General features: G+C 72.2%; 22 protein-coding genes. 9 read left to right on the top strand and 13 right to left on the bottom strand.

Going from position 1 to position 20,174, the window contains the following annotated elements; translation table 11 throughout:
- The 3 genes from DJ70_RS02735 to hisB form a co-directional block, all read right to left on the bottom strand.
- A partial coding sequence (locus tag DJ70_RS02735) for a YkgJ family cysteine cluster protein (protein ID WP_449272188.1) occupies positions 1-182 on the bottom strand: 182 nt, incomplete at its 3' end.
- A gap of 84 nt (positions 183-266) precedes the next feature.
- Entirely contained in the window at positions 267-626 is a 360-nt protein-coding gene (locus DJ70_RS02740) for a hypothetical protein (RefSeq protein ID WP_094529963.1), read from the bottom strand.
- A 119-nt stretch (positions 627-745) separates the two neighbouring features.
- Positions 746-1,342, bottom strand: coding sequence for an imidazoleglycerol-phosphate dehydratase HisB (hisB, locus tag DJ70_RS02745; protein ID WP_094529908.1), 597 nt, complete (start codon positions 1,340-1,342; stop codon positions 746-748).
- Positions 1,343-1,425: 83 nt separating this feature from the next.
- Between hisB and DJ70_RS02750 the strand changes: the two genes are divergently transcribed.
- Together DJ70_RS02750 and DJ70_RS02755 are read left to right on the top strand one after the other, a co-directional pair.
- Entirely contained in the window at positions 1,426-2,859 is a 1,434-nt protein-coding gene (locus DJ70_RS02750; protein WP_094529910.1) for an APC family permease, read from the top strand.
- Between the two features lies 1 nt (position 2,860).
- Positions 2,861-3,622: a universal stress protein gene (locus tag DJ70_RS02755; RefSeq protein WP_094529912.1), complete on the top strand. Its 762-nt coding sequence runs from the start codon at positions 2,861-2,863 to the stop codon at positions 3,620-3,622.
- Between the two features lie 31 nt (positions 3,623-3,653).
- On the opposite strand, the gene hisA is transcribed toward DJ70_RS02755, so the two are convergent.
- Positions 3,654-4,394: a 1-(5-phosphoribosyl)-5-[(5-phosphoribosylamino)methylideneamino]imidazole-4-carboxamide isomerase gene (gene hisA, locus DJ70_RS02760; protein WP_094529914.1), complete on the bottom strand. Its 741-nt coding sequence runs from the start codon at positions 4,392-4,394 to the stop codon at positions 3,654-3,656.
- Positions 4,395-4,520: 126 nt separating this feature from the next.
- On the opposite strand from hisA, the gene DJ70_RS02765 reads away from it, so the two are divergent.
- The 5 genes from DJ70_RS02765 to DJ70_RS02785 all read left to right on the top strand — a co-directional run bounded on the left by DJ70_RS02765 (position 4,521) and on the right by DJ70_RS02785 (position 9,885).
- Complete coding sequence (locus tag DJ70_RS02765) at positions 4,521-5,780, top strand: thiamine ABC transporter substrate-binding protein (RefSeq protein WP_094529916.1); 1,260 nt, start codon at positions 4,521-4,523, stop codon at positions 5,778-5,780.
- 10 nt (positions 5,781-5,790) lie between these two features.
- Positions 5,791-7,626 (top strand): ABC transporter permease, encoded by a 1,836-nt coding sequence (locus DJ70_RS02770; protein WP_094529918.1) that lies wholly within the window; start codon positions 5,791-5,793, stop codon positions 7,624-7,626.
- A complete protein-coding gene (locus DJ70_RS02775; protein ID WP_094529920.1) occupies positions 7,616-8,776 on the top strand; it encodes an ABC transporter ATP-binding protein in 1,161 nt (386 codons plus the stop codon). Before DJ70_RS02770 ends, DJ70_RS02775 begins: the two co-directional genes overlap by 11 nt.
- A gap of 171 nt (positions 8,777-8,947) precedes the next feature.
- Positions 8,948-9,430, top strand: coding sequence for an aminoacyl-tRNA deacylase (locus DJ70_RS02780; protein ID WP_179233931.1), 483 nt, complete (start codon positions 8,948-8,950; stop codon positions 9,428-9,430).
- A 197-nt stretch (positions 9,431-9,627) separates the two neighbouring features.
- Positions 9,628-9,885, top strand: a complete 258-nt coding sequence (locus DJ70_RS02785; protein ID WP_094529924.1) for a DUF7561 family protein — start codon at positions 9,628-9,630, stop codon at positions 9,883-9,885.
- Between the two features lie 153 nt (positions 9,886-10,038).
- Here the strand turns inward: DJ70_RS02785 and DJ70_RS02790 are convergent, their stop codons facing one another.
- On the bottom strand, positions 10,039-10,317 hold the full coding sequence (locus tag DJ70_RS02790) for a hypothetical protein (RefSeq protein WP_094529926.1): 279 nt from the start codon (positions 10,315-10,317) through the stop codon (positions 10,039-10,041).
- 355 nt (positions 10,318-10,672) lie between these two features.
- On the opposite strand from DJ70_RS02790, the gene DJ70_RS02795 reads away from it, so the two are divergent.
- Both DJ70_RS02795 and DJ70_RS02800 read left to right on the top strand, forming a co-directional pair.
- Positions 10,673-11,755, top strand: coding sequence for an ABC transporter ATP-binding protein (locus DJ70_RS02795; RefSeq protein ID WP_094529928.1), 1,083 nt, complete (start codon positions 10,673-10,675; stop codon positions 11,753-11,755).
- Positions 11,752-12,507 (top strand): ABC transporter permease, encoded by a 756-nt coding sequence (locus DJ70_RS02800; protein WP_094529930.1) that lies wholly within the window; start codon positions 11,752-11,754, stop codon positions 12,505-12,507. The genes DJ70_RS02795 and DJ70_RS02800 overlap by 4 nt, the downstream gene beginning before the upstream one ends.
- Before the next feature lie 27 nt (positions 12,508-12,534).
- Here the strand turns inward: DJ70_RS02800 and DJ70_RS17915 are convergent, their stop codons facing one another.
- The 8 genes from DJ70_RS17915 to DJ70_RS02835 all read right to left on the bottom strand — a co-directional run bounded on the left by DJ70_RS17915 (position 12,535) and on the right by DJ70_RS02835 (position 20,139).
- Positions 12,535-12,663, bottom strand: coding sequence for a hypothetical protein (locus tag DJ70_RS17915; protein WP_275542344.1), 129 nt, complete (start codon positions 12,661-12,663; stop codon positions 12,535-12,537).
- A gap of 79 nt (positions 12,664-12,742) precedes the next feature.
- Positions 12,743-13,918 carry a DHH family phosphoesterase gene (locus tag DJ70_RS02805; RefSeq protein ID WP_094529932.1) on the bottom strand — a complete coding sequence of 392 codons (1,176 nt, stop codon included), beginning with the start codon at positions 13,916-13,918 and terminating at the stop codon, positions 12,743-12,745.
- A 117-nt stretch (positions 13,919-14,035) separates the two neighbouring features.
- On the bottom strand, positions 14,036-14,938 hold the full coding sequence (locus DJ70_RS02810; RefSeq protein WP_094529934.1) for an SDR family oxidoreductase: 903 nt from the start codon (positions 14,936-14,938) through the stop codon (positions 14,036-14,038).
- Positions 14,935-15,423, bottom strand: a complete 489-nt coding sequence (locus tag DJ70_RS02815; RefSeq protein ID WP_094529936.1) for a DUF5791 family protein — start codon at positions 15,421-15,423, stop codon at positions 14,935-14,937. Before DJ70_RS02815 ends, DJ70_RS02810 begins: the two co-directional genes overlap by 4 nt.
- A 66-nt stretch (positions 15,424-15,489) precedes the next feature.
- Positions 15,490-18,702 carry a DUF7286 family protein gene (locus tag DJ70_RS02820; protein WP_094529938.1) on the bottom strand — a complete coding sequence of 1,071 codons (3,213 nt, stop codon included), beginning with the start codon at positions 18,700-18,702 and terminating at the stop codon, positions 15,490-15,492.
- Positions 18,703-19,248 carry a DUF7284 family protein gene (locus DJ70_RS02825; protein ID WP_179233932.1) on the bottom strand — a complete coding sequence of 182 codons (546 nt, stop codon included), beginning with the start codon at positions 19,246-19,248 and terminating at the stop codon, positions 18,703-18,705.
- Positions 19,245-19,676 carry a DUF7285 family protein gene (locus tag DJ70_RS02830; RefSeq protein ID WP_094529940.1) on the bottom strand — a complete coding sequence of 144 codons (432 nt, stop codon included), beginning with the start codon at positions 19,674-19,676 and terminating at the stop codon, positions 19,245-19,247. The genes DJ70_RS02825 and DJ70_RS02830 overlap by 4 nt, the downstream gene beginning before the upstream one ends.
- Positions 19,657-20,139 carry a DUF7283 family protein gene (locus tag DJ70_RS02835; RefSeq protein WP_094529942.1) on the bottom strand — a complete coding sequence of 161 codons (483 nt, stop codon included), beginning with the start codon at positions 20,137-20,139 and terminating at the stop codon, positions 19,657-19,659. The genes DJ70_RS02830 and DJ70_RS02835 overlap by 20 nt, the downstream gene beginning before the upstream one ends.
- Positions 20,140-20,174: the final 35 nt, after the last annotated feature.

Below are 20,174 nucleotides of genomic sequence, written 5' to 3' on the forward strand. Positions count from 1 at the left end.
GCCATCACGTCGCCGAGCCCGCGGTCGAGGAACCTCACGACCTCGTCGCGGGTGAGCGGCGCGAGGTCGTAGACGTCGTCGAGCGGCGGGCGGCGACCCGCGCGGTCGGAGCCGGCGGCCTCGGGCGCGAGCGGCCGCCAGTCGACACAGCAGCCGGCACACCCCTCACAGCGGAGGTCCATCCCGCTCGTGTGAACGGCTCGCACACCTAAAACGGATCGGGCGGGATCGCGGCGGCGTCGAAGCCGCCGTGACCGGAACGTGCCTCAGTTGACGCCCTCGGAGATCCGCACCCCGCCGTTGATGATCTCGACGACGATCGTCTCGTTCGGGTCGTCGGAGACCCGAACCGTGGCGGTCTCCGGCTCGCCGTCGTCGACGGCGGCCGTGACGGCGTACTCGCCGGCCGCGAGCAGGTTCACCGAACTCCCCGACTGGTCGGAGAGCAGGTGATACTCCGCGCGGTGACACACCTCGCCGTCGCGGCGGATCGCGATCCGGACGTCGTGTTCGGTCCGGCGGTCGTGGTTGCGGACGTGGAGGTCCTCGCTCTCGAGCCGCCAGCGGGTGTTGGCGTCGGTCGTCGACGCTGCGTGGAGGAAGTTCGACGGAGACGGTGGGGCCATACGCGTCGGTTCGGTCGACGGGACCATGAGGGTCCCGATGGCTGAAACGTGCCTTTGAGCGATCGATCGTCCGCGACCGGCGCGTCGCGAACGCGGGAGGCGGTCGGGGTGACGAGACGCTACAGTTCGCCCTTGGTGCTCGGCGTGTCGCTCCGGCGGCCGTCGATCCGCGTGGCGTCGTCGAGCGCGCGCGCCAGCGCCTTGAACAGCGCCTCGACCTCGTGGTGGGCGTTCTCGCCCGTCTCGACGGCGGCGTGGAGGGTGAGCCCGGCGTTCTGTGCCAGAGAGAGCGCGAAGTGGTCGGCCATGACGCTCGTGAACTCCCCGACCCGCTCCTGGGAGAACTCGCCCGCGAAGTCGTAGTACGGCCGCCCCGCCACGTCGACGACGACGCTCGCGACCGCCTCGTCGAGCGGGACGCGGCGGTCGGCGTACCGCCGAATTCCACGCTTGTCGCCGAGCGCCTCGTCGAACGCCTCGCCGAGGCAGATCGCCACGTCCTCGACGGTGTGGTGGTCGTCGATGTGGGTGTCGCCGTCACAGCGGACGGTGAGATCGAAGAGGCCGTGTTTCGCGAACGACTCGAGCATGTGGTCGTAGAAGCCGATCCCGGTGTCCACCTCGCTCTCACCGTCGCCGTCGATCGCGAGGGTGAGATCGATCGTCGTCTCGGCGGTCTCCCGCGAGACGGCCGCGGTCCGGTCGTGATCGCCCATACGCCACGGTCGGCGGGGGCTCGTAAGGAGGTTGCGGGTACGGCGGTGACTATTTGACCCGCGCGGGAGTCGTCCCTCGTGGGATGGCGCCACCGGACGGTCCGCGCGGGCCGGGATCGGACGGTCCGAGCGACGCCGCCGACCTCGACGCCCCGGACGGCCTCGCCGACGCCGTCGACGTCGACACCGGCGAGGGCGAGCTCGAACGGACCATCGGCCTCTCCGGCGGCCTCGCGATCGGGATCGGGACGATGATCGGCGCGGGGATCTTCGTGTTCCCCGGACTCGCGGCCGAGAACGCCGGCCCGGCGGCGTCGCTGTCGTTCGCGATCGGCGGGGTCGTCGCGCTGCTCGTGGCGCTGCCGACCTCGGAGCTCGCGACGGCGATGCCGCGAAGCGGCGGCGGCTACTTCTTCATCTCACGGGGGCTCGGCACCGCGCCCGGCGCGGTCGTCGGGATCGGCCTCTGGCTCGGGCTCGTCTTCGCCTCCGCGTTCTACCTCGTCGGGCTCGGCAGCTACGCCGGCCAGGTGTTCCTCGAGGCGGGGATCGCCCTGCCCGTGGATCCGGCGGTGCCCCTCGGGGTCGCGTTCGGGGTCGGACTCACGGCGCTCAGCCTCCTCGGGACCGAGAACACCGCGTCGCTCCAGAACGCGATCGTGGCGGTCCTGCTCGTGATCCTCACGCTGTTTCTGAGTTACGGGGGCCTCGACGCGCTCGGCGTGTTCGGGGCGGAGCGCACTCCCGAGCGCTTCCTCCCGCCCGGCGGCATGCTGCCGGTGCTCCGGACGGCGGCGCTCGTGTTCACCTCGTACCTCGGGTTCGCGCAGGTGGCGACCGTCGCGGGCGACATCACGGAGCCCTCGCGGAACCTCCCGCTGGCGATGGTCGCGTCCGTTCTCGTCGTCGGCGTGTTCTACGTCGTCACCGTCCTCGTGGCGACGAGCGCGTTCGGGAGCGCCCGGCTCGGCGAGTTCGGCGAGACCGCCATGGTCGAGGTCGCCCGCGCGTTCGTCGGCCGTCCGGGGGCGATCGCCATCGTCGTCGCGGGGCTGTTGGCGACGTTCTCGAGCGCGAACGCGTCGATCCTCAGCGCCTCGCGGGCGGTGTACGCGGTGAGCCGCGACGACCTCGTTCCCGAGGCCGCGAGCCGGATCAACCTCCGCTACGGGACGCCCCACGTCGCGCTGGGACTCGCCGGCGGGCCGATCGTCGTCCTCGCCGCGACCGGACGGGTGGAGCTGCTCGCGGAGGTCGCCTCCTTCCTCCACCTCGTGATGTACGGGCTGATCTGCGTCGCGCTGATCCGGCTCCGGCGCGCACGACCCGACTGGTACGCGCCGTCGTTCCGCTGTCCGGCCGGGTTCGCGGTCGCGGGGTGCGGCGCGCTCGCGAGCGTCGCGCTCATCGCGTTCATGCGGCCGGCGTCGATCGGGATCGGGGTCGCCGTCATGGTCGCGGCCTACGGCTGGTACCGACACTACGCGACCGACGTCGAACTGGAGGGGAGATTCTGAGATGACCGACACGGCACCACCGGACGACCCGACGCGAACCGATCCCGACCGACCCGCGGTGCTCGTCCCGCTGGCGGTGCTGGAGGGCGAGCCGCTGCCGACGGGCACGCCGGACCTGCTCGCGAACGCCCACGTCGTGCTGTCCGGCTACCACGTGATCCCCGAGCAGACGGCCGCGGAACAGGCGCGCGCGCAGTTCGGCGAGACCGCGATGGCGAAACTCGAGGCGGTCGCCGGCGCGCTGCGGGACGCCGGCGCGACCGTCGAGACGCGGCTCGTGTTCACGCACGACCGGGAGACGACGATCGACCGGCTCATCTACGAGCACGACTGTCTCGCCGTGCTCGTTCCGAACGGCACCGAGCGCGTCGACTCCGTCCTCGTCGCGCTCCGCGGGACGGTCGGCGTCGGCCGGAACACGCGGCTCGTCGCCGGGCTGTTCGCCGAGTCGGACGTGGCGGTGACGCTGTATCACGCCCTCAACGACGGCGAGACGATCGCGGACGGGGAGGCGTTTCTGACCGGCGTGAGGTCCGACCTCGTCGAGCGCGGCATGGACCCCGACGACCTCGAGGTCGTCGTCGAGGAGGCGGAGGCCGCGGTCGACGCGATCGCCGGCCGCGCCGAGAGCCACGACGCGGTGATCATGGGCGAGACGGACCCGTCGGTCACCACGTTCGTCTTCGGGATGCCCGCCGAGCAGGTGGCGGAGCGCTTCCTCGGGCCGGTGTTGGTCGTTCAACGGGAGCGCCCGGCGGAGTAGCCGGCGGGTCCGCCCCGGTCGACCGCCGAACTCAGGCCTCGTCGGCCGCGGCCCGTGCCTCCCGCAGCGTGAACCGGCCCTCGTAGAGGGCGGTGCCGACGACGACGGCGGCCGCGCCGGCCTCCTTCAGCGCGACCACGTCGTCGACGGTCGCGACGCCGCCGGAGGCGATGACGGGGACGTCGACGGCGTCGACCACGCTCTCGACCGCCTCGCGGTCGATCCCCTCCAGCCGCCCCTCGACGTCGACGTTCGTGAAGAGGATCGCGCCCGCGCCGAGCTCCTCGTAGCGCGCCGCGGCCTCGGCGGGATCGAGGCCGGTCCCCTCCGTCCACCCGGAGACGACGACCTCGCCCCCCTTCGCGTCGAGGCTGACGACGACGCTTCCCGGATGCGTCTCGTCGATCTCGCCGACGATCTCCGGCGTCTCGACCGCCGCGGTGCCCACGATGACGCGGTCGATGCCGGCGTCCAGCAGCCCGCGGGCGTCCGCCACGGTCCGGATCCCGCCGCCGAGCTGGAGCCCGATCGCGTCGTCCGTGGCGTCGACCACCGCCTCGATCGCGGCGGCGTTCTCGCGCTCGCCCTCGAACGCCCCGTCGAGGTCGACGAGGTGGAGAGTCTCGGCCCCCTCGTCGATCCAGCGCGACGCCGCCTCGACCGGGTCGCCGTAGCGTTTGCCCGTGCCGCGCTCGCCGCCGACCAGCTGGACGACGGAGCCGTCCTGGACGTCGACAGCGGGGATCACCTCGAACTCGGGGAAGCCGCTCATGGGTATCGAGAGTCGCGGGCGCCGATTAAACGGGTCGGTCTCGGCCGACACCGACGCGGGTCGACGTCCCCGACGCGGCCGCCGACACGGATCCCTTATGTAATCACCCGGTACAACAACCAGGTAATGACGGACGACACGGACGCGACCGACGGACGACACACGCGGCGACGGTTCCTCGCGCTCGGCGGCGCGGCGGGCGTGGCGGGACTCGCCGGCTGTAGCGCGGAGCGAACGGGCGACGGCTCCGACGGGTCGGGGGGGTCCGACGGGGACGGCGAGGGAACCGCCGGCGACGGAGGGGACGGCGACGCGGGCGACGGCGCGGGAAGCGAGGGGGGCGACGACGGCGAGAGCGAGACGCCGACGCTGACGGTCGCGACCTACGGCGCGTTCATCGACGCGCCCTCCGTGAGTCCCGGCGAGTGGCTCAAAGAGGAGTTCGAGTCGCGCGTCGACGCCGAGCTGGAGTGGGCGACCCCGGACAACGAGGTGAACCACTACGTCGAGCGCGCGGCCTCGGGCGCGTCGATCGACGCGGACCTCTACGTCGGGCTCACCACCGAGGACCTCGTCCGGGTGGACGAGGAGCTCGACGACGACCTCTTCGCCGCCGCCGGCGACGTCGACGGGGCCGGCGCGGTCCGCGACGGGCTGCGGTTCGACCCCTTCGAGCGAGCCGTCCCCTTCGACACCGGCTACGTCAGCCTCGTGTACGACGGCACCGAGACCGAGGCGCCGGCGACGTTCGAGGGACTGCTCGCGGAGGAGCACCGCGGCGACCTCATCGCGCAGAACCCCGGCGGCTCCTCGACCGGCCGCGCGTTCCTGTTACACACGATCTCGCGGTTCGGCGACGGCGGCGTCGCCGCCGACGGGGACGAGGAGGCCGTCGAGGGCGGCGACGGCGACCCCGACTACGACTACCTCGACTTCTGGGCGGACCTCCAGGACAACGACGTCCGCGTGCTCGGCTCCTGGGACGACGCGTACACCTCGTGGTCTGAGGGGGAAGCGCCGATCGTGGTGTCGTACTCCACCGACCAGGTGTTCGCGGACATGGAGGGCGCGGACCTCCAGGAACATCAGATCCGCTTCCTGAACGACCAGGCGTACGCGACCCCGGAGGGCATGGCGGTGTTCGCCGACGCCGACGAGCCCGACCTCGCACGCGAGTTCATGTCGTTCATGCTGGAGCCCGACGTCCAGGGGCAGATCGCCCAGCGCAACGTGGCGTTCCCCGCGACCGACACCGCGGAGCTGCCCGCCGACTACGCCGACCTCGCCCAGGAGCCCGCCGACCCGGTCACGTTCACGTACGACCAGCTCCAAGGGTCGCTCGACGGATGGATCACCGCGTGGGAACGCCAGTACGCGGGCAACTGAGCCCGAACCCGTGAGCGACGGACCGCGGCTCCGCGACGGGTCGGACGCCCCCGACCACCGACGGGACCGCCCGGCTCGGCTCCGCGAGCTGCTCGAGCGACGCGCGCTGACCGGACTCGCGGCGGCCACGGTCGCGATCCTCGTCGTCGTCTTCTACTACCCGGTCGGGACCGTCCTCGTCGAGTCGGTCGTCGTCGACGGCGCGGCCACGCTCGGCGTCTTCGCGGCGGTCCTGCGTGACCCCTTCTACTTCGGCGAACTCGCGCGGCTGTTCGCGGGCGAGCACCCGATCGCGGTCGCGCGGGCGCTGCTCTCGCCGGATCGGCGGCTCGGGATCGTCGGCTTCACGGCCTACCAGGCGGTCCTGTCGACGCTCGCGAGCGTCGCGCTCGGGCTCCCGGCCGCCTACCTGCTCGCGCGGTTCGAGTTCCCCGGTCGGCGGACGCTGCGCTCGCTCACCATCGTCCCGTTCGTGTTGCCGTCGATCATGGTCGCGGTGGGCTACGTCGCCACCTTCGGCCGGAACGGGACGCTCAACGCCCTCCTCGGAGCCGTCGGACTCGGGCCCGTGGAGCTCATGTTCACGCTGGAGGCGATCGTGATCGCCCACGCCTTCTACAACGCGCCGCTCGTCGCGCGGGTGACGACCGCCGCCTGGGAGTCAGTCGACGCCGGCGCGGTCGAGACCGCCCGGAGCCTCGGGGCGGGGCCGGTCCGGGCGTTCCTCCACGTCGTCGCGCCGCAGGTGTACCCCGCCGTCCTGATGGGCGCGGCGCTCACGTTCGTGTTCACCTTCGGGACGTTCCCGATCGTGTTGGCGCTCGGCGGGTTCGAGCTGGCGACCGTCGAGGTGTTCGTCTACCGGCTCGCGCGCGACCTGAACTACGCGGAGGCGGCCGCGCTCGCGGTCGTCGAGCTCGCCATCTCGCTGTCGGTGCTCGGCGCGTACCTCCGGTACGAGGCGCGACACACGGTGACCTCGCGGGGCGTCAGGCCGCTCCCCCGGCGACCCGTCCTCCCGTCCGCGCCGACGGCCCGAGAGCTCCTCTCGCGGCTCGGGCTCGGCGTCTACGCGGTCGTCGCGGCGCTCGTCTTCCTCGCGCCGATCGCCTCCATGGTCCTCGCGAGCGTCACCGGCGGGGACGGGGGGCTCACCCTCGAGCACTACCGGTTCCTGGCGGAGCGCCAGCGCACGGGCGCGGCGTTCCAGGTCCGGCCGTGGCCCGCCGTCCGCAACTCCCTCGTCTTCGCCGCGGCGTCGGCGCTCGTCGCGCTGCCGATGGGCGTCGTCGTCGCGGTGATCACGACCCGCGAGTACCGCGGCCGGAAGCTCGTCGACGCGGTCGCGATGGCGCCGTTCGCCGTCTCGGGGATCCTCGTCGGGCTCGGGCTGCTCCGCGGGCTGGTGTTCGGCGTCGAGGTCGCCGGGTGGCGGATCGCGGTGGCCGGCTCGGCGGCCATCGTGGCCGCCCACGCCGTGGCGGGCTACCCGTTCGTCGTCCGGACGGTCGCGCCCGGCCTGGAGTCGCTCGACCGCTCGCTCGTGGAGTCGGCCCGCGCGCTCGGCGCGTCGCGGGCGCGGGTGCTCCGTGACGTCGAGCTCCCGCTGGTCTGGCCGGGCGTCGTCGCGGGCGCGGCGTTCGCGGTCGCCATCTCGATGGGCGAGTTCACGGCGACGGTCGTCCTCGCGACCGGCGCGGACGCGTACACGATGCCGATCGCGATCGAACGGTTCATCGGCCGGCGGCTCGGACCCGCGACCGCGATGGGCGTCGTTCTCCTCGTGGTGACCGGCGTCAGCTTCGTGGTGATCGAGCGGCTCGGAGGCGAGTACGATGGGATCTGAGGGTGACCCGCCGGCCGCGCCCCGCGACGCCGACGCGGACGCCCCGGCGGTCGAGCTCGCGGGCGTGAGCAAGCGCTACGACGGGACGGTCGCCGTCGAGGGCGTGGACCTCCGGATCCGGGAGGGGGAGTTCTTCACGCTCGTGGGGCCCTCCGGCTGCGGGAAGACGACGACGCTGCGGCTGATCGCGGGGTTCGAGGAGCCGACCGCGGGCCGGATCCGGTTCGGCGGCCGCGACGTCTCGGGCGTCCCGCCGGAGGAGCGGAACGTGGGCGTGGTGTTCCAGAACTACGCGCTGTTCCCGCACATGACCGTCGGCGAGAACGTGGGCTACGGGCTGCGCTTCTCGGAGCCGCCGGGAGACGCGAGCCGCGCCGAGCGCGTCCGCGAGCTGCTCGAGCTCGTCGACCTGCCGGGGACCGCCGACCGCGACCCGGAGAGCCTCTCCGGCGGGCAACGACAGCGGGTCGCGATGGCGCGGGCGCTCGCGCCCGGCCCCGACCTCCTGCTCTTGGACGAGCCGATGAGCGCGCTCGACGCGCGCTTACGCGAGCGACTCCGGCTCCAGGTGCGCGCGATCCAGCGCGAGCTGGGGATCACCACCGTCTACGTCACGCACGACCAGGAGGAGGCGCTCTCGATCTCCGACCGCGTCGCGGTGATGCGCGGGGGGACCCCCGAGCAGGTCGCGCCTCCCCGATCCGTGTACCGCCGGCCCGCCTCGCGGTTCGTCGCCGAGTTCGTCGGCGACAACAACGTGTTCGAGGGCGTCGTCGCGGGACCGGACGACGCGCGTCCTGGCGCGGCTGCCGGGACGGGCTCGTCCGACGGGACCGTCCCCGTCGACATCGGCGGCGAGACGCTCCGCGTCCGGATCGACGAGTCCGAGTCCGAAGCCGCCGCGGCCGCGAGCCCGAGCCCCGGCGACCGCCTGACGTTCTGCGTCCGCCCGCAACACCTCCGGGTGGGACGGGCCGAGAACGGGCTTCGGGCCGACGTGGAGAGCGCGGAGTTCCTCGGGGAGACGACGCGGGTCCACCTCGACTGTGACGGCCGCGACCTCGCCGTGCGGGCCGAGGACCCCCTCGAGGGAACGGTCGTCGTGGGGTTCGACCCCGCGGACGCACACGTGATCGATGTCGGCGACTGAGGGACCGCCTCCCCCGTGACCGGGGAGGCGTGGAGCCGCGTTGACGGCGAGTCCGGTCCCGTCCGGGGACGGCGAGTCGACGACTCCCGTTCGCTCGACCCAGGTTCAACGCTCGTTTGAGCCATGGATAGGATTAATCCGGCACGGGGACGAGTCGCGGTCGAGAAACGTATGGTACGGACGGAGATCACGGACTACCTTCGCGATCGCGGGATCGAATACGAGCTGTTGGAGCACGGCGATGATGCGTTGACCTCCGAAAAGGCGGCCGAACTACGTGACGTTCCGCTCGCCGAGATGCTGAAATCGATGGTGTTCCTCGACGACGACCGAGAGGTCGTCGTCGCGGTCGTTCCCGCCGAACGGAACGTCGATCTGGGATCGCTCAGAGCGATCGCCGACATCGACAGCCTGAAGTTCGCCGACGAGGAGGTCATCGAGAGCGATCTCGGATACACGATCGGCGCGATTCCGCCCTTCTTCCCCGGCAGGGACTGTCCGATCTACATGGACTCCGATGTCCTCCGGAACGACGAGGTCAACTTCAGCAGCGGTCGTCCGGATGCGGGTATCGAGGTGGAGATCCGTGCGTTCCGGAAGGTAATGGATGAGTTCGACGCCGAGAGAGGAGCGATCGGAACCACTCCCGACTGAGAACACACGGCGAGAGAGGCCGTTCTCGGCGTGGAACGGGACTCCCGATTCCCGTGGACGATCCCACGACGCCCCGATCTCGGCCGTGACGTCCGTGTAGCGCCGAGTGAGCGGAGCGGTGGCGGTGTTCGCGTCCGGGTCCGCGGCTCCGCTCCCGCGGCCGATACGTCTTAACGCCCCGGCCCCCAAACCGGGGTATGGCCTCGGAGCCGTGCGACGTCTGTGAACGGTCGGTCAGGATCGCCGGCGGGATCGGCGACCTCTGGAACTTCGCGTTCGAGTCGACCCAGGGGATGACCCTGGAGCTCGCCGACGGTTCCGAGTTCTTCCTCTGTTTCGACTGTATGGAGTCGCTGCCCGAGGACGTCGAGCCGACCGCCGAGGACGTCGCGGACCTCCGCGAACGGACCGAGCCGGTCGAGGAGGACGCCCACTCCTTCTGGCACTGGGGGTAGCCGCGACGCGAACGCCGCGGGTCCGGATGCCATCGCCACGGCGGCCGCCGACCGCGGAGCGGGTCGCAACCGCGGAACGTGACGGAGCTGCGGCCACGTCGGATACGAACGGCGGCACGGTGCCGAACACGGTCGAAAAGGGGTCGAGGCCGTCTACAGCCGGTAGCGGCGGCGCGGGCCGAACCGAATGATCCGGCCGAACGGGCGCGACACGCTCTCGGGCGCGGTGAAGTCCGAGAGGAGGCGGACGACGGTGAGGACGCCGATCGCGCTCGCGATCATGGCGAGCATGACGGCGGGGTACTCCGCGGCGACGAGCGCTCCGGTGACGAACAGGAGGAGCGCGAGGATCGCGCCGAGCGAGCTGGCGATCGACGGCGGGTCGATCAGGAGTCCGGGATGTCGAGTCGATGATCGGTCTGTCGGTGACATATCTCTCCGTTGGTCCCCGACGGGCATAAACTTTCATATATTAAATATGTTCTGATAAACGGTAGCACGTAACACGGAGATAGAGAGTCTGAAACGGTCGTTAATGCCATTTATTTCGTACCTTGGTACCGGCTCTATATTCATAAGATATCAGAACTATATCGATCGATCATGTTCGGCGGACGCCGGTCGACGGCTCCGACCTCGCGTCCGTCGTGTCCGCACCCGTCGTCTCGTCGACGGGATCGCGCCGGATCGGGGCCCGGTCCGGATCGGGTCCGGATCGGCGGCGAGCTCCCGCCCCGATCGGGATCGAAGAGCAACCCTTACGCGCTCGGCTCCCGGAGGCGAACGCATGAACGAGACGGCAGCCCCGTCGGCGTCGACCTCGGCATCCGCGGACGACGCGACGGGGGAGGGGACCCCCTCCGTCGTCGGCGAGGGGATCCGGCGGTCGTACGGCGACGTCGTCGCCCTCGACGGCGTCGACGTGTCCGTCGAGGCGGGCGAGGTGTTCGGGCTGATCGGCCCCAACGGTGCGGGGAAGACGACGCTCGTGCGCGCGCTCACCGGGACGACCGACGCCGAGGGGACGATCCGCGTCCTCGGATCGCCGCCCGACGCGGTCGACTCGCGGCGTATCGGCCTGCTTCCGCAGTCGTTCGGTCCCCCGGAGCGGCTCACCGCGCGCGAGCTCGTCGACTACTACGGCGGGCTCTACGACGACGCCCGCGACCCAGAGGCCGTACTGAACGACGTGGGCATGGGCGACGACGCCGACGCCTGGTACGAGACGCTCTCGGGCGGACAGAAGCGTCGCACCTGCGTCGCGACCGCCATCGTCAACGATCCCGACCTGCTCTTCTTGGACGAACCCACGACCGGGATCGACCCTGCCGGCCGACGGTCGATCCATCGGCTGATCGAGCGGCTCGCCGCCGGCGGGACGACGGTGTTCCTCACGAGCCACGCGATGGACGAGGTCGAACGGCTCGCCGACCGGGTGGCGCTCCTGCGCGACGGCGAGGTCGTCGCCGTCGGCGCGCCCGCCGACCTGATCGCCGAACACGGCGGGGATCCCCGGCTGGAGGTCGCGATGGACGGATCGAACCCCGTCGCCGCCGACCTCGAGGCCGTCCGGACCGCGCTCCACACGGGGGAGACGGCGGCCGCCGTCGACGGCCCGGCGGCCGGGTCGGACGCCGACGGACCGACGATCGAAGCGACGACGGACGGTCTCCGGGTGCTCGGCGTGCGGCCCGAGGGGATCGGCGCGGTCGTCGACGCGCTCGCGGCCGCGGGCGTCGAGTTCGAGTCGCTGACGTGGGCGGAGCCGTCCCTGGAGGACGTGTACCTCCGACTGACCGGCGAGGAGTTCTCGCCGCGGGCCGGCGGGGACGCGGCGGGAGACGCCGTTCGGCGCGGGGGCGACCGATGAGCCGGCTCTCGCGGGTTCTCACGGAGGCGACCGCGGCCGCCCGGTCGTTCCTCCGGCGGCGCACCGCGGTCTTCTTCACGTTCTTCTTCCCCGTGATCCTCGTCGTCATCTTCGGCGCGCTGGTCCGGACCCAGCCGACCGGCGGCGGCCTCTTCGCCGAGCCGGCCGGCTACTACATTCCCGGCTATCTCGCCGTCGTCGTGCTCTTCACGCCGCTCTCGCGGGTCGGCTCGGAGATCGCCCGCCACCGCGACGGCGGCCGCTTCGAGAAGCTCGCGACCACGCCGCTCTCCCGTGCGGAGTGGCTGCTCGCGCACACGCTCGTCAACGTCGCGATCATCGGCGCCGCGAGCCTCCTCATCCTTGGGCTCGTGCTCGCGGTGACGGACGCGGCGCTCGTCGTCTCGCCGGCGCTCGTCGCCCTGCCCGTCTTCATCGCCGTCGCGGTCGCGCTCTTCTGCGGGCTCGGCGCGGTCCTCGGCGCGCTGGCCGACTCACAGGACGGCGTGATCGCCGCGAGCAACACCGTCGCGCTCCCGCTCCTGTTCCTCTCCGAGACGTTCGTCCCCCCCGCGCTGTTGCCCGACTGGTTCCTGCCGGCCGTCGCCGCCTCGCCGCTCACCTACTTCGCTCGCGGGACGCGAGCGATCGTCCACGAGCCGGGGGTCTGGACCGACGACCTGGCCGTGCTCGTCGTGCTCGCGGCCGGGGTCCTCGCGCTCGGCGCGTACGCGGTGCCGCGAACGGACTGAGGCCGACCGGCTCGACCCTCGACCGCCTCACAGCGCGCTCACGGCCAGGTACGGAAGCAGGAAGAACGCGAGAAAGATCAGCCCCGTGGCGAGCGCGTAGCCGACACCGACGCCCGCGAGCGTCAGCCACCTGCCGTCGACTCCCTCGATCTCCATACGTCCCGATGCGGCGGTCACGGCTTAACGGTTGTCGTCGCTCTCGCCGCGGTCACGCGCCGCCGACGCGGCCGGCGCGTCACACGTCGCCGGCCATGGCCCGGAACAACGCGTCGGCCAGCCCGTCGCGGTCGACCGTCTCCGGCTCCGACTCTCCCGTCGGGTCCACCTCCGGCGTGATCGTGCCGCCCCCCATCCGCGAGTGGCCGCCGCCGTTCCCGTTCGTGACCTCCGAGAGCACCGACTCGATCGCGTTGCCCATGTGGACCCGGTCGTCACGCGAGCGTCCCGACAGGTGAACCGTGCCGTCCCGCTCGCCGATGACGACCACCGCGCTGACGCCCTCGAGCTGGATCAGCTCGTCGGCCGCCTGCGGGATCGCGTCGACGTTGTTGACGCCGCCGACGTCGGCGACCGCGAACGACCCCTCGACCTGTCGTCCGGCGATCGCGCGGGCCTTGACCTCCAGGACCTCCGCGTCGACGGCCGGGTTGGCGATCCGGTCGAGCTGGTCCTGGTCGACGCCGGGGTAGACGTACGCGGCCGAGGCGAAGTCCGGCTCGCTCGCGCCGACGGTGAGGTGTTTGGTGTCGGTGAGGATCCCGTAGAGGAGGCCGGTCGCCGCCCGCGTGGACAACACCAGGTCCCCCTCCGTCTCGCTCGCGTGCTTGTCCGGCGGCACCGGGATCGCGCCCACGTCGTTGAAGTACTCGGCGACGACGGAGGCGGTCGCCCCGTAGTCGGTCCGAACGTCGGTGAACTCGTCGCCGCGGCCGTCCCCAGGATGGTGGTCGACGACGGCGGTCGGCAACACCCCGTCGGCTCCGGCGAACCCCCGCGCCTCGTTGTGGTCGACGAGGACCACCGTCTCCGCCGCGAGGTCGCTGACGTGATCGATCCGGTCGAGTTCGAGGTCCAGCACCGTCCGGAACGCCCGGTTCTCCTGGTGACGTATTTGTCCCGGATACTGGATCGTCGCCTCGACGTCCAGTTGGTCAGCCAGCGACGAGACGCCGATCGCGGCTGCCATCGCGTCCGGGTCCGGATTGGGGTGCATCAGCACCGCTATCTCCGACTCCTCCGCCAGCAGCCGCCGAAACTCGTCGCCGGCCGCCCGGCGGCCCCGGACGAACACGTACGCGCTGACGAGCACGACGGCCGCGCCGAGGACGGCGGTGACGGCCAGCTCGGGATTCTCCCGGACGAACGCCTCCGCCTCCGAGAGTCGCCCGCTGACCGTTGCTGGAGCCCACATACGTCCCCCCGGAGTCGCCGGTCCCACAAGAAGGTTCGTGGGGGTTCCGACCTCGTGAGGTCGACCGGATCCCGCCGATCGACGACCCCTGCGGACGCCGCGCGATCGCCGGCCGTCTCACTCCCGCGTCCGCCGAAACTCGTCGACTGCGTCCCGGTACCCCTCGCGGAACGTCGGGTACGCGAGCTCGTAGCCGAGCTCCCGAAGGCGGTCGTTCGAGCAGCGCTTGCTCGTCCGGATCCGGCGTTCGGCCGCGGCGGAGAGGTCGCCCGCGGCGATCCGTGCCTCCTTCGACCGTTTCTCGGGCCGATCGACGCCGCACTCGTCGGCGAGCCAGTCGGCGAACGCGTGTTTCCCGACCGGCTCGTCGTCGACGACGACGATCGGCTCGCCGCGGGCGGCCCCGCGCTCGAGGAGGAACCGCACCGCGCCCGCGGCGTCGTCGCGGTGGACCATGTTGAGGTAGCCGGCGGTCACCGGGCCGTCGAGGTACCGCTCGAGCCGATAGCGGTCCGGCCCGTACAGGCCCGCGAACCGCGCGACGGTGCCGTCGATTCCGGCCGCGGCCGCCCCCTCGATCGCGACGCGTTCGGCCTCGGCGAGCACCCGCGTCTTCGCCGTGGTCGGCTCGATCGGCGTAGACTCGTCGACCCACGCGCCGCCGTGGTCGCCGTAGACGCCGGTCGAGGACGTGTACACCAGCCGGTCCGGCGTTCGGCTCCGGCCGCCGTACTCCTCGATGACGTTCCGGAGTCCGTCGACGTAGACCTCGCGGGCCGCCTCCGCGCCCCGCCCGCCCGAGCTGGCCGCGAACACGACCGCGTCCGCGTCGGGGAGCGCGGCGAGCGAGCCGGGATCGGTCGCGTCCGCGCGAACCGCCTCGACGCCCTCGCCGATCGCCCCGACCGTCTCGAGTCCGGCGTCCGACCGGCGGACCCCCGCCACGTCGTGATCGCGAGCGGCGAGCCGCCGTGCGAGCTCGGTACCGACGTAGCCGCAGCCGACGATGACGACCCTCATGGTTTGCGTGTCTCGATGACGGCCATGACCTCCGCGAGCTGGTCGAGCGTCATCGCCGCGCGCCCTTCGAGGACCTGTTGAACCTCCTGGCCGGTGAGATCGGCGTCGATCGACGCCGCGATCGTGTCGACGTCGAGCACCGCCGTCGCCATCCCCATCAGGAGGTGATCTCGGAGCTCAGCGACCAGCACGTCGGCGTCGCGGTCGGCGGCGACCGCGAGGACTGCGGCGGCCTCCTCGACGGTCAGGTTCGCGGCGTCGCCGTCGCCGACCGCCTCGACCGTCGCCGGATCGAGGGATGCGCCGTCGCCGACGCCGTCGCGATCGGCCGTCTCCATCTCGTCGATCGCGTCGGCCAACATCGTCTCGAAGGCCGCCAGCAGCGCGGCCGCCTCGACCTCCTCGCCGTCCTCTCCTTCGCGTCCTTCGGCCCCGCCGTCGATCGGAGCGGATCCGCCCCGCCCGTCGACGACCTCGTGGAACATACCCGCGATCGGCGGTCGCGTCCCAAAACGCCTCCGATCGGGGGCACGCTCCGTCCCGATCCTCGCTCACCAGCCGGGGGAGGTCTCGTCCCGAACCCCGTTCACGTCGCCGACGCCCGGCGGCCCCGCGGGAACCGCGACGACGACGATCGTCTCGGTCTCGAACCGAACCGGCTCCGTTCGGCCCAGTTGGACCCGCTCGCCGCCGACGTCGACGGTCACCGTCGACTCCTCGCGGACGTACTCGAAGGGCCGCCCCGGCGTTCCCACGTCGCCGGACAGCGTGAACCGGGGGTACTCGCCGCGTGCCTCCACGCGCCACGCGTTGACCGTCGCCACCCAGTATCCCGGAACGGGAGCGACGGGGAGTCCCGCGCCGACGCTGCGGTTCGGCTCTCTCACCCAGCGCGCGACGGCCCGATCGGAGTCCGACGCCCACTGTTCGACGGCCGCCTCGCCGCCGCGTCGCAGTTCGTCCTCGACCGCGCCCTCGAGCTCGCTCCGGACGTGTCCACGCACCGCCTGGGCGGGACCGTCGACGAACCTCGCCGGGACTCGAACGGCGTCCCGGCCGGTCGCGTCCAGGAGTGCGACGCGGAGCCGCGCGGCGAGCGCTCCCTCCCTCCCGTCCGCGAGCGACTCGACCCTCGCGGCCTCGGCGGCGACGCGGTCCGCGTACTCACCGTCGGCGATGGCGACCGCCCGCGACCCCTCGGAACCGTACCCGGCGGCCACCGACTCGACGACCGACCGCCGCTCGGCGCGCGTCAGCGCGGTCCGCTCCCCGAGCGCGTCGACCAGTTCGCGGTCGACGGTCGCCCTCGCGGATCCGACTCGTTCGGCCAGTTCGTCACGGTCGGCACGGAGGTCCGGGTCGTCGCGACCGACGAGCGACCGGTCGGTCGCGAGGAGGACGCGTCCGGCGTCGCCGATCCGCACGCTGTCGCCGTCTCCGAGGACGCGCTCGACGACGCCGCCGGCCACGTCGCCGTACGGAACTGTCACGTAGTTGAGGTTCCGAACGGCGAGCGGCCGGGTCGTCGTCCCGTCGACCGCCTCGACGGTCGCCCCGTTGACGGCGGTCCGCGGGAGGTATCCGGGGGAGGCGTTCGGCGTCAACTCGACGGCGCCGCCGGGGCCGTCCTCGCCGACTCGATACGCCTCCGTGTCGCGGGCGGCCTCGCGGCTGGCGATGATCTCCCCGATCGAGGGCCCACCGAACGCGTCCTCCACTCGTTCGAGGAACGCGTCGGTGGCTACCTCCTCGTCCCCGCTCGCCGATTCCAGCTCGTCGACGACCGCCTCGAGATAGGCGACCCGTACGGCGATTCGGGCCCGATCGACCGCCCCCTCGTAGGTTTCCGGCGCGTCCACGAGGTCGCGGCGGCGGTCACGAAGCTCGTCGGCGAGCCCGCCGTACGGGTCCGCCTCGCCGACCGCCATCGCCTCCATGGACAGGTCGGTTTCGATCCCGTGAACCTCCTCGCGGAGGGCATCGAGGTCGGATCTGATCCGATCGACGGCCCGATCCGACCGCTCCCCGAACACGACGGTCGACCGCTCGATGTCGCCGTGATCGACCGCGTCGCGAGCCAGTTCGTCGACGTCGCGAACGTCGTCGACGCCGAGATCCGATCGAGCGGCGTCGGGCGTTCCGGCGAGATCGACTCCGGCGACTCCGCGCCCCGAACCGAACGTCGCGGTGGGCCGGTCGGGGGCGCGGTCCCGCGGCTCGTACCTCCCCGTTACGTCGACCGAGACGCGGTACCTATCGGTCGCGGTCGCCCACGTCGTCTCCCGGTCGACCACCACGTCACGCGTCCCGTACCTCGCCGGCTCCAGGACGGTTCCGTTCTCGTCCACCACCGCCGATTCGACGACGACCGTTCGTCTCACGACTCGCTTCCATCGCCCAGTCGCGACCCGTTCGACCCGGACCTCGCGGCTCGTCGAACCGAACTCGACGCTCTCACCCGACTCGACGACGCCGGACGGAACGCCCGCCGGAACCTCGTCGTCGGAGACGACACGAGTCGTCTCGTCGACGCTCATGCCGACGCGCTGCCACCTGCCCGCGCCGCTGCTCGGCCGCGGCGGCCGCGGCCGCCCGCCGTAGACGACCCGATCCGCCGAGACGTCGAGCGACGCCTCCACGCGGTAGCTGCCCCGGATCTCGGCCTCGAGGTCGTCGTGAATTGACACGGCGGCCACGTCGGCCGCGTGGCCGACGGAGACCGAGGTCGTCTCGTCGGTGTGACTTCTCGCCGGTCCGAAGCCGTCCGCCTCGCCCTCGGGAGCCGGCGTCGACGCGTCGAGGACCCGATCGCTCCACGCCGACTCGTCCAGGTCGGTCGGCGCGAGGAGGTCGGTCAGTCCCGTTCGCGCCGTCGCCGCGGCGACGCCGCCGCGGGCGTCCGGGTCGCTCGTGCCGAACACGTCCCGCTGGGTCCTGACGATGCCGGCGTTCGTTGACAGTTCGACGTGTCGGTTCGCGATCACGTTCCGGATCGGGGCACGCGCGTACTGGCCGTAGCCCCGCGCCCACGCGATCGGATAGAGGCTGGCGGTCAGCTGCCGGCCGAGGCCCGGTCCCTCGACGGGACCGCGGTTCAACCGTCTCTCGAACCGTTCGGTCCGCTCGTGGGCAGCCAGCGTCGGCACGGCGACGACGACGGTTCGGTTCTCCGTCCACTCGGCGGCGGTGCGCCCGCCTCGCGTCGCGGTCACCGTCACGTCCTCGAAGACGACGCGGGTCGCCGTCCCGTTCGCGGCACCGCTCACGCGAACCGTCTCGCGGAGCGTCTCCAGGTCGTCCGGCGTGAGCGGATCGTCGATCCGCTCGAGCCCGACCGTAGCGGAGACGTCGCCGACCTCGGCGCTCACCGCGTCCAGCGCCTCCACGCCGGCGAGCGCCAGTCGGATCCGAAACGCGTCCTCGAAGGCGGATCCGGGCCGTACCGCGTCCGTCGACGCCCCGGCGGCGGTCCGCCACGCGGGGTCCGCACCGCCACCGATCGTCGTCGCCCGGGTGACCGGCCGCGCGGCGGCGTCGTGAGCGGCCTCGCGAGCGGCGTGTCTCAGTGCCGCCGTCGCGTCCGCGTCGACGCGCTCGACGGCGCGCTCGACGCTACGGTCCTCGCTCACGAGCCCCTGATCGACGACGCCGGCGGCGTACGCCGAACTGGTCACGAGGAGCAACACGCCGACGAGCGCGAACGGAACGCGGGCCCGCTCGTCGTCGGCGAGCGACAGCGACCGAGCGCGTCGCGATCGCGCCATTCACCACGCCCTCACGACGATCCGGAACCGTCCCGTTCCGGTCCCCTCGTGCCGCCGCGAGCCGGGGTGCGTGAGGACGGTCGCGCTCACGTCGGCGCCCGCGGGCGGCTCGCTCCCGACCTCGACCGTCCACGCGTCCGCCTCCCCGTCGGGACGTGCGGGGACGCCGTCGTCTCGAGTCGGCGTCCCGGACGACGGGGCGGCCGCCTCGTACCGCACGTCGACGCGGATCCGGTGGCCGAGTGCGTCGGCCACCCGTTCGAGGGCTCGAGATCGGAACCGATCTCCGCCGTCGCCGTCGACTCCCGGCGCCCCCCGAGCGGACATCGCGAGCAGTTCCGCGAGGGTCGCGTGAACAGTTCGGGAGCCGTGATCCTCCCCGTCGACCTCGTAGGTCACCGTCGCGGTCTCGGTCGCGATCCGGTCGGCGGCGTCGACGGCCGCGTACTCTCCCGTTTCGGCGCCGCCTCCGGCCGCTCCGAGCGTGACGACGCTCGCGGAGACGCAGAGCAGCATGACCGTCACGTCGAGGACGGTGCTCGTCATCGACGAATCGCCACGCGGAGTCTGCCGCGAACGTTCTCGCCGGGCGCGACGGCAACCGTCACGGATCGCCCTGCGACCGCGGACGATCGAGGATCGATCCGCCCGCCGGCGAACGGAGAGGCCGTGCCGACGCCGACCCGCCACCGCCGTCGCTCCGTCTCCAGTTCGACGACCGCCGGCGTTTCGTCCTCGAGGTGACGCAGGCGGTCCGGCCGGACGATCCCTCCGACCGTCGCGTCGCGTTCGATCCGGTCGAGGACGGCGTCGGCACCGTCGACGGGATCCTCCGGCTCCGGCGTCGCGCCGTCGAGCGCGGTGACGTACAGCCCGAGGCCCGCGCCGATCGCGAGCACGGCGACCAACGCGACGAGCGGCTCGACCGCGGCGCGGTCGGCCTCGCCGAGCCGTTCACCCGACGAGCGTGACACGGGTCCCTCCGTATCGGACCTGCCGAACGGTCAGTCGCCGCGGAGCGGGCCGCCAGCGGTGCTCTCCCGCCCGTGCCCGTGCCGTCGCGTCGGCGAACGCCTCGGGGTCCTCGAACGCGGTTCCCGGTGGAACGCCGGTCAACACCCGACGAAGTCGGGCGTCACCGCCGGACCCGGCCGGGGCTACGGGCGTTATCGGCGGTCCACGGACGGTCGAACGAGCCGATCCGCCGCCGTTCTCGAGCTCGACCGCGTGCGGAGTGACCCGCATCCGGTCGGCCGCCAGCCCGTGTTCGGCGGTCGCGACGTATTCGCCGTCGGCGACCGACCCGATCGTGTGCGCGACTCCGTCCGCGTCCGGCGGCGGGGCCGCGGGGAGCGCGGCGACCACGCCGACGGTCGCGACGCTCACCAGCGCGAGCCCGAGCCACGCGTACGTGGCGTCGATGTGGATCTCGAACATGGGCCGGCTGGCCCCGGTATGACGTATAAACCGTC

This window comes from Halorubrum halodurans (assembly GCF_002252985.1).
In the GTDB taxonomy this organism is placed as follows: domain Archaea; phylum Halobacteriota; class Halobacteria; order Halobacteriales; family Haloferacaceae; genus Halorubrum; species Halorubrum halodurans.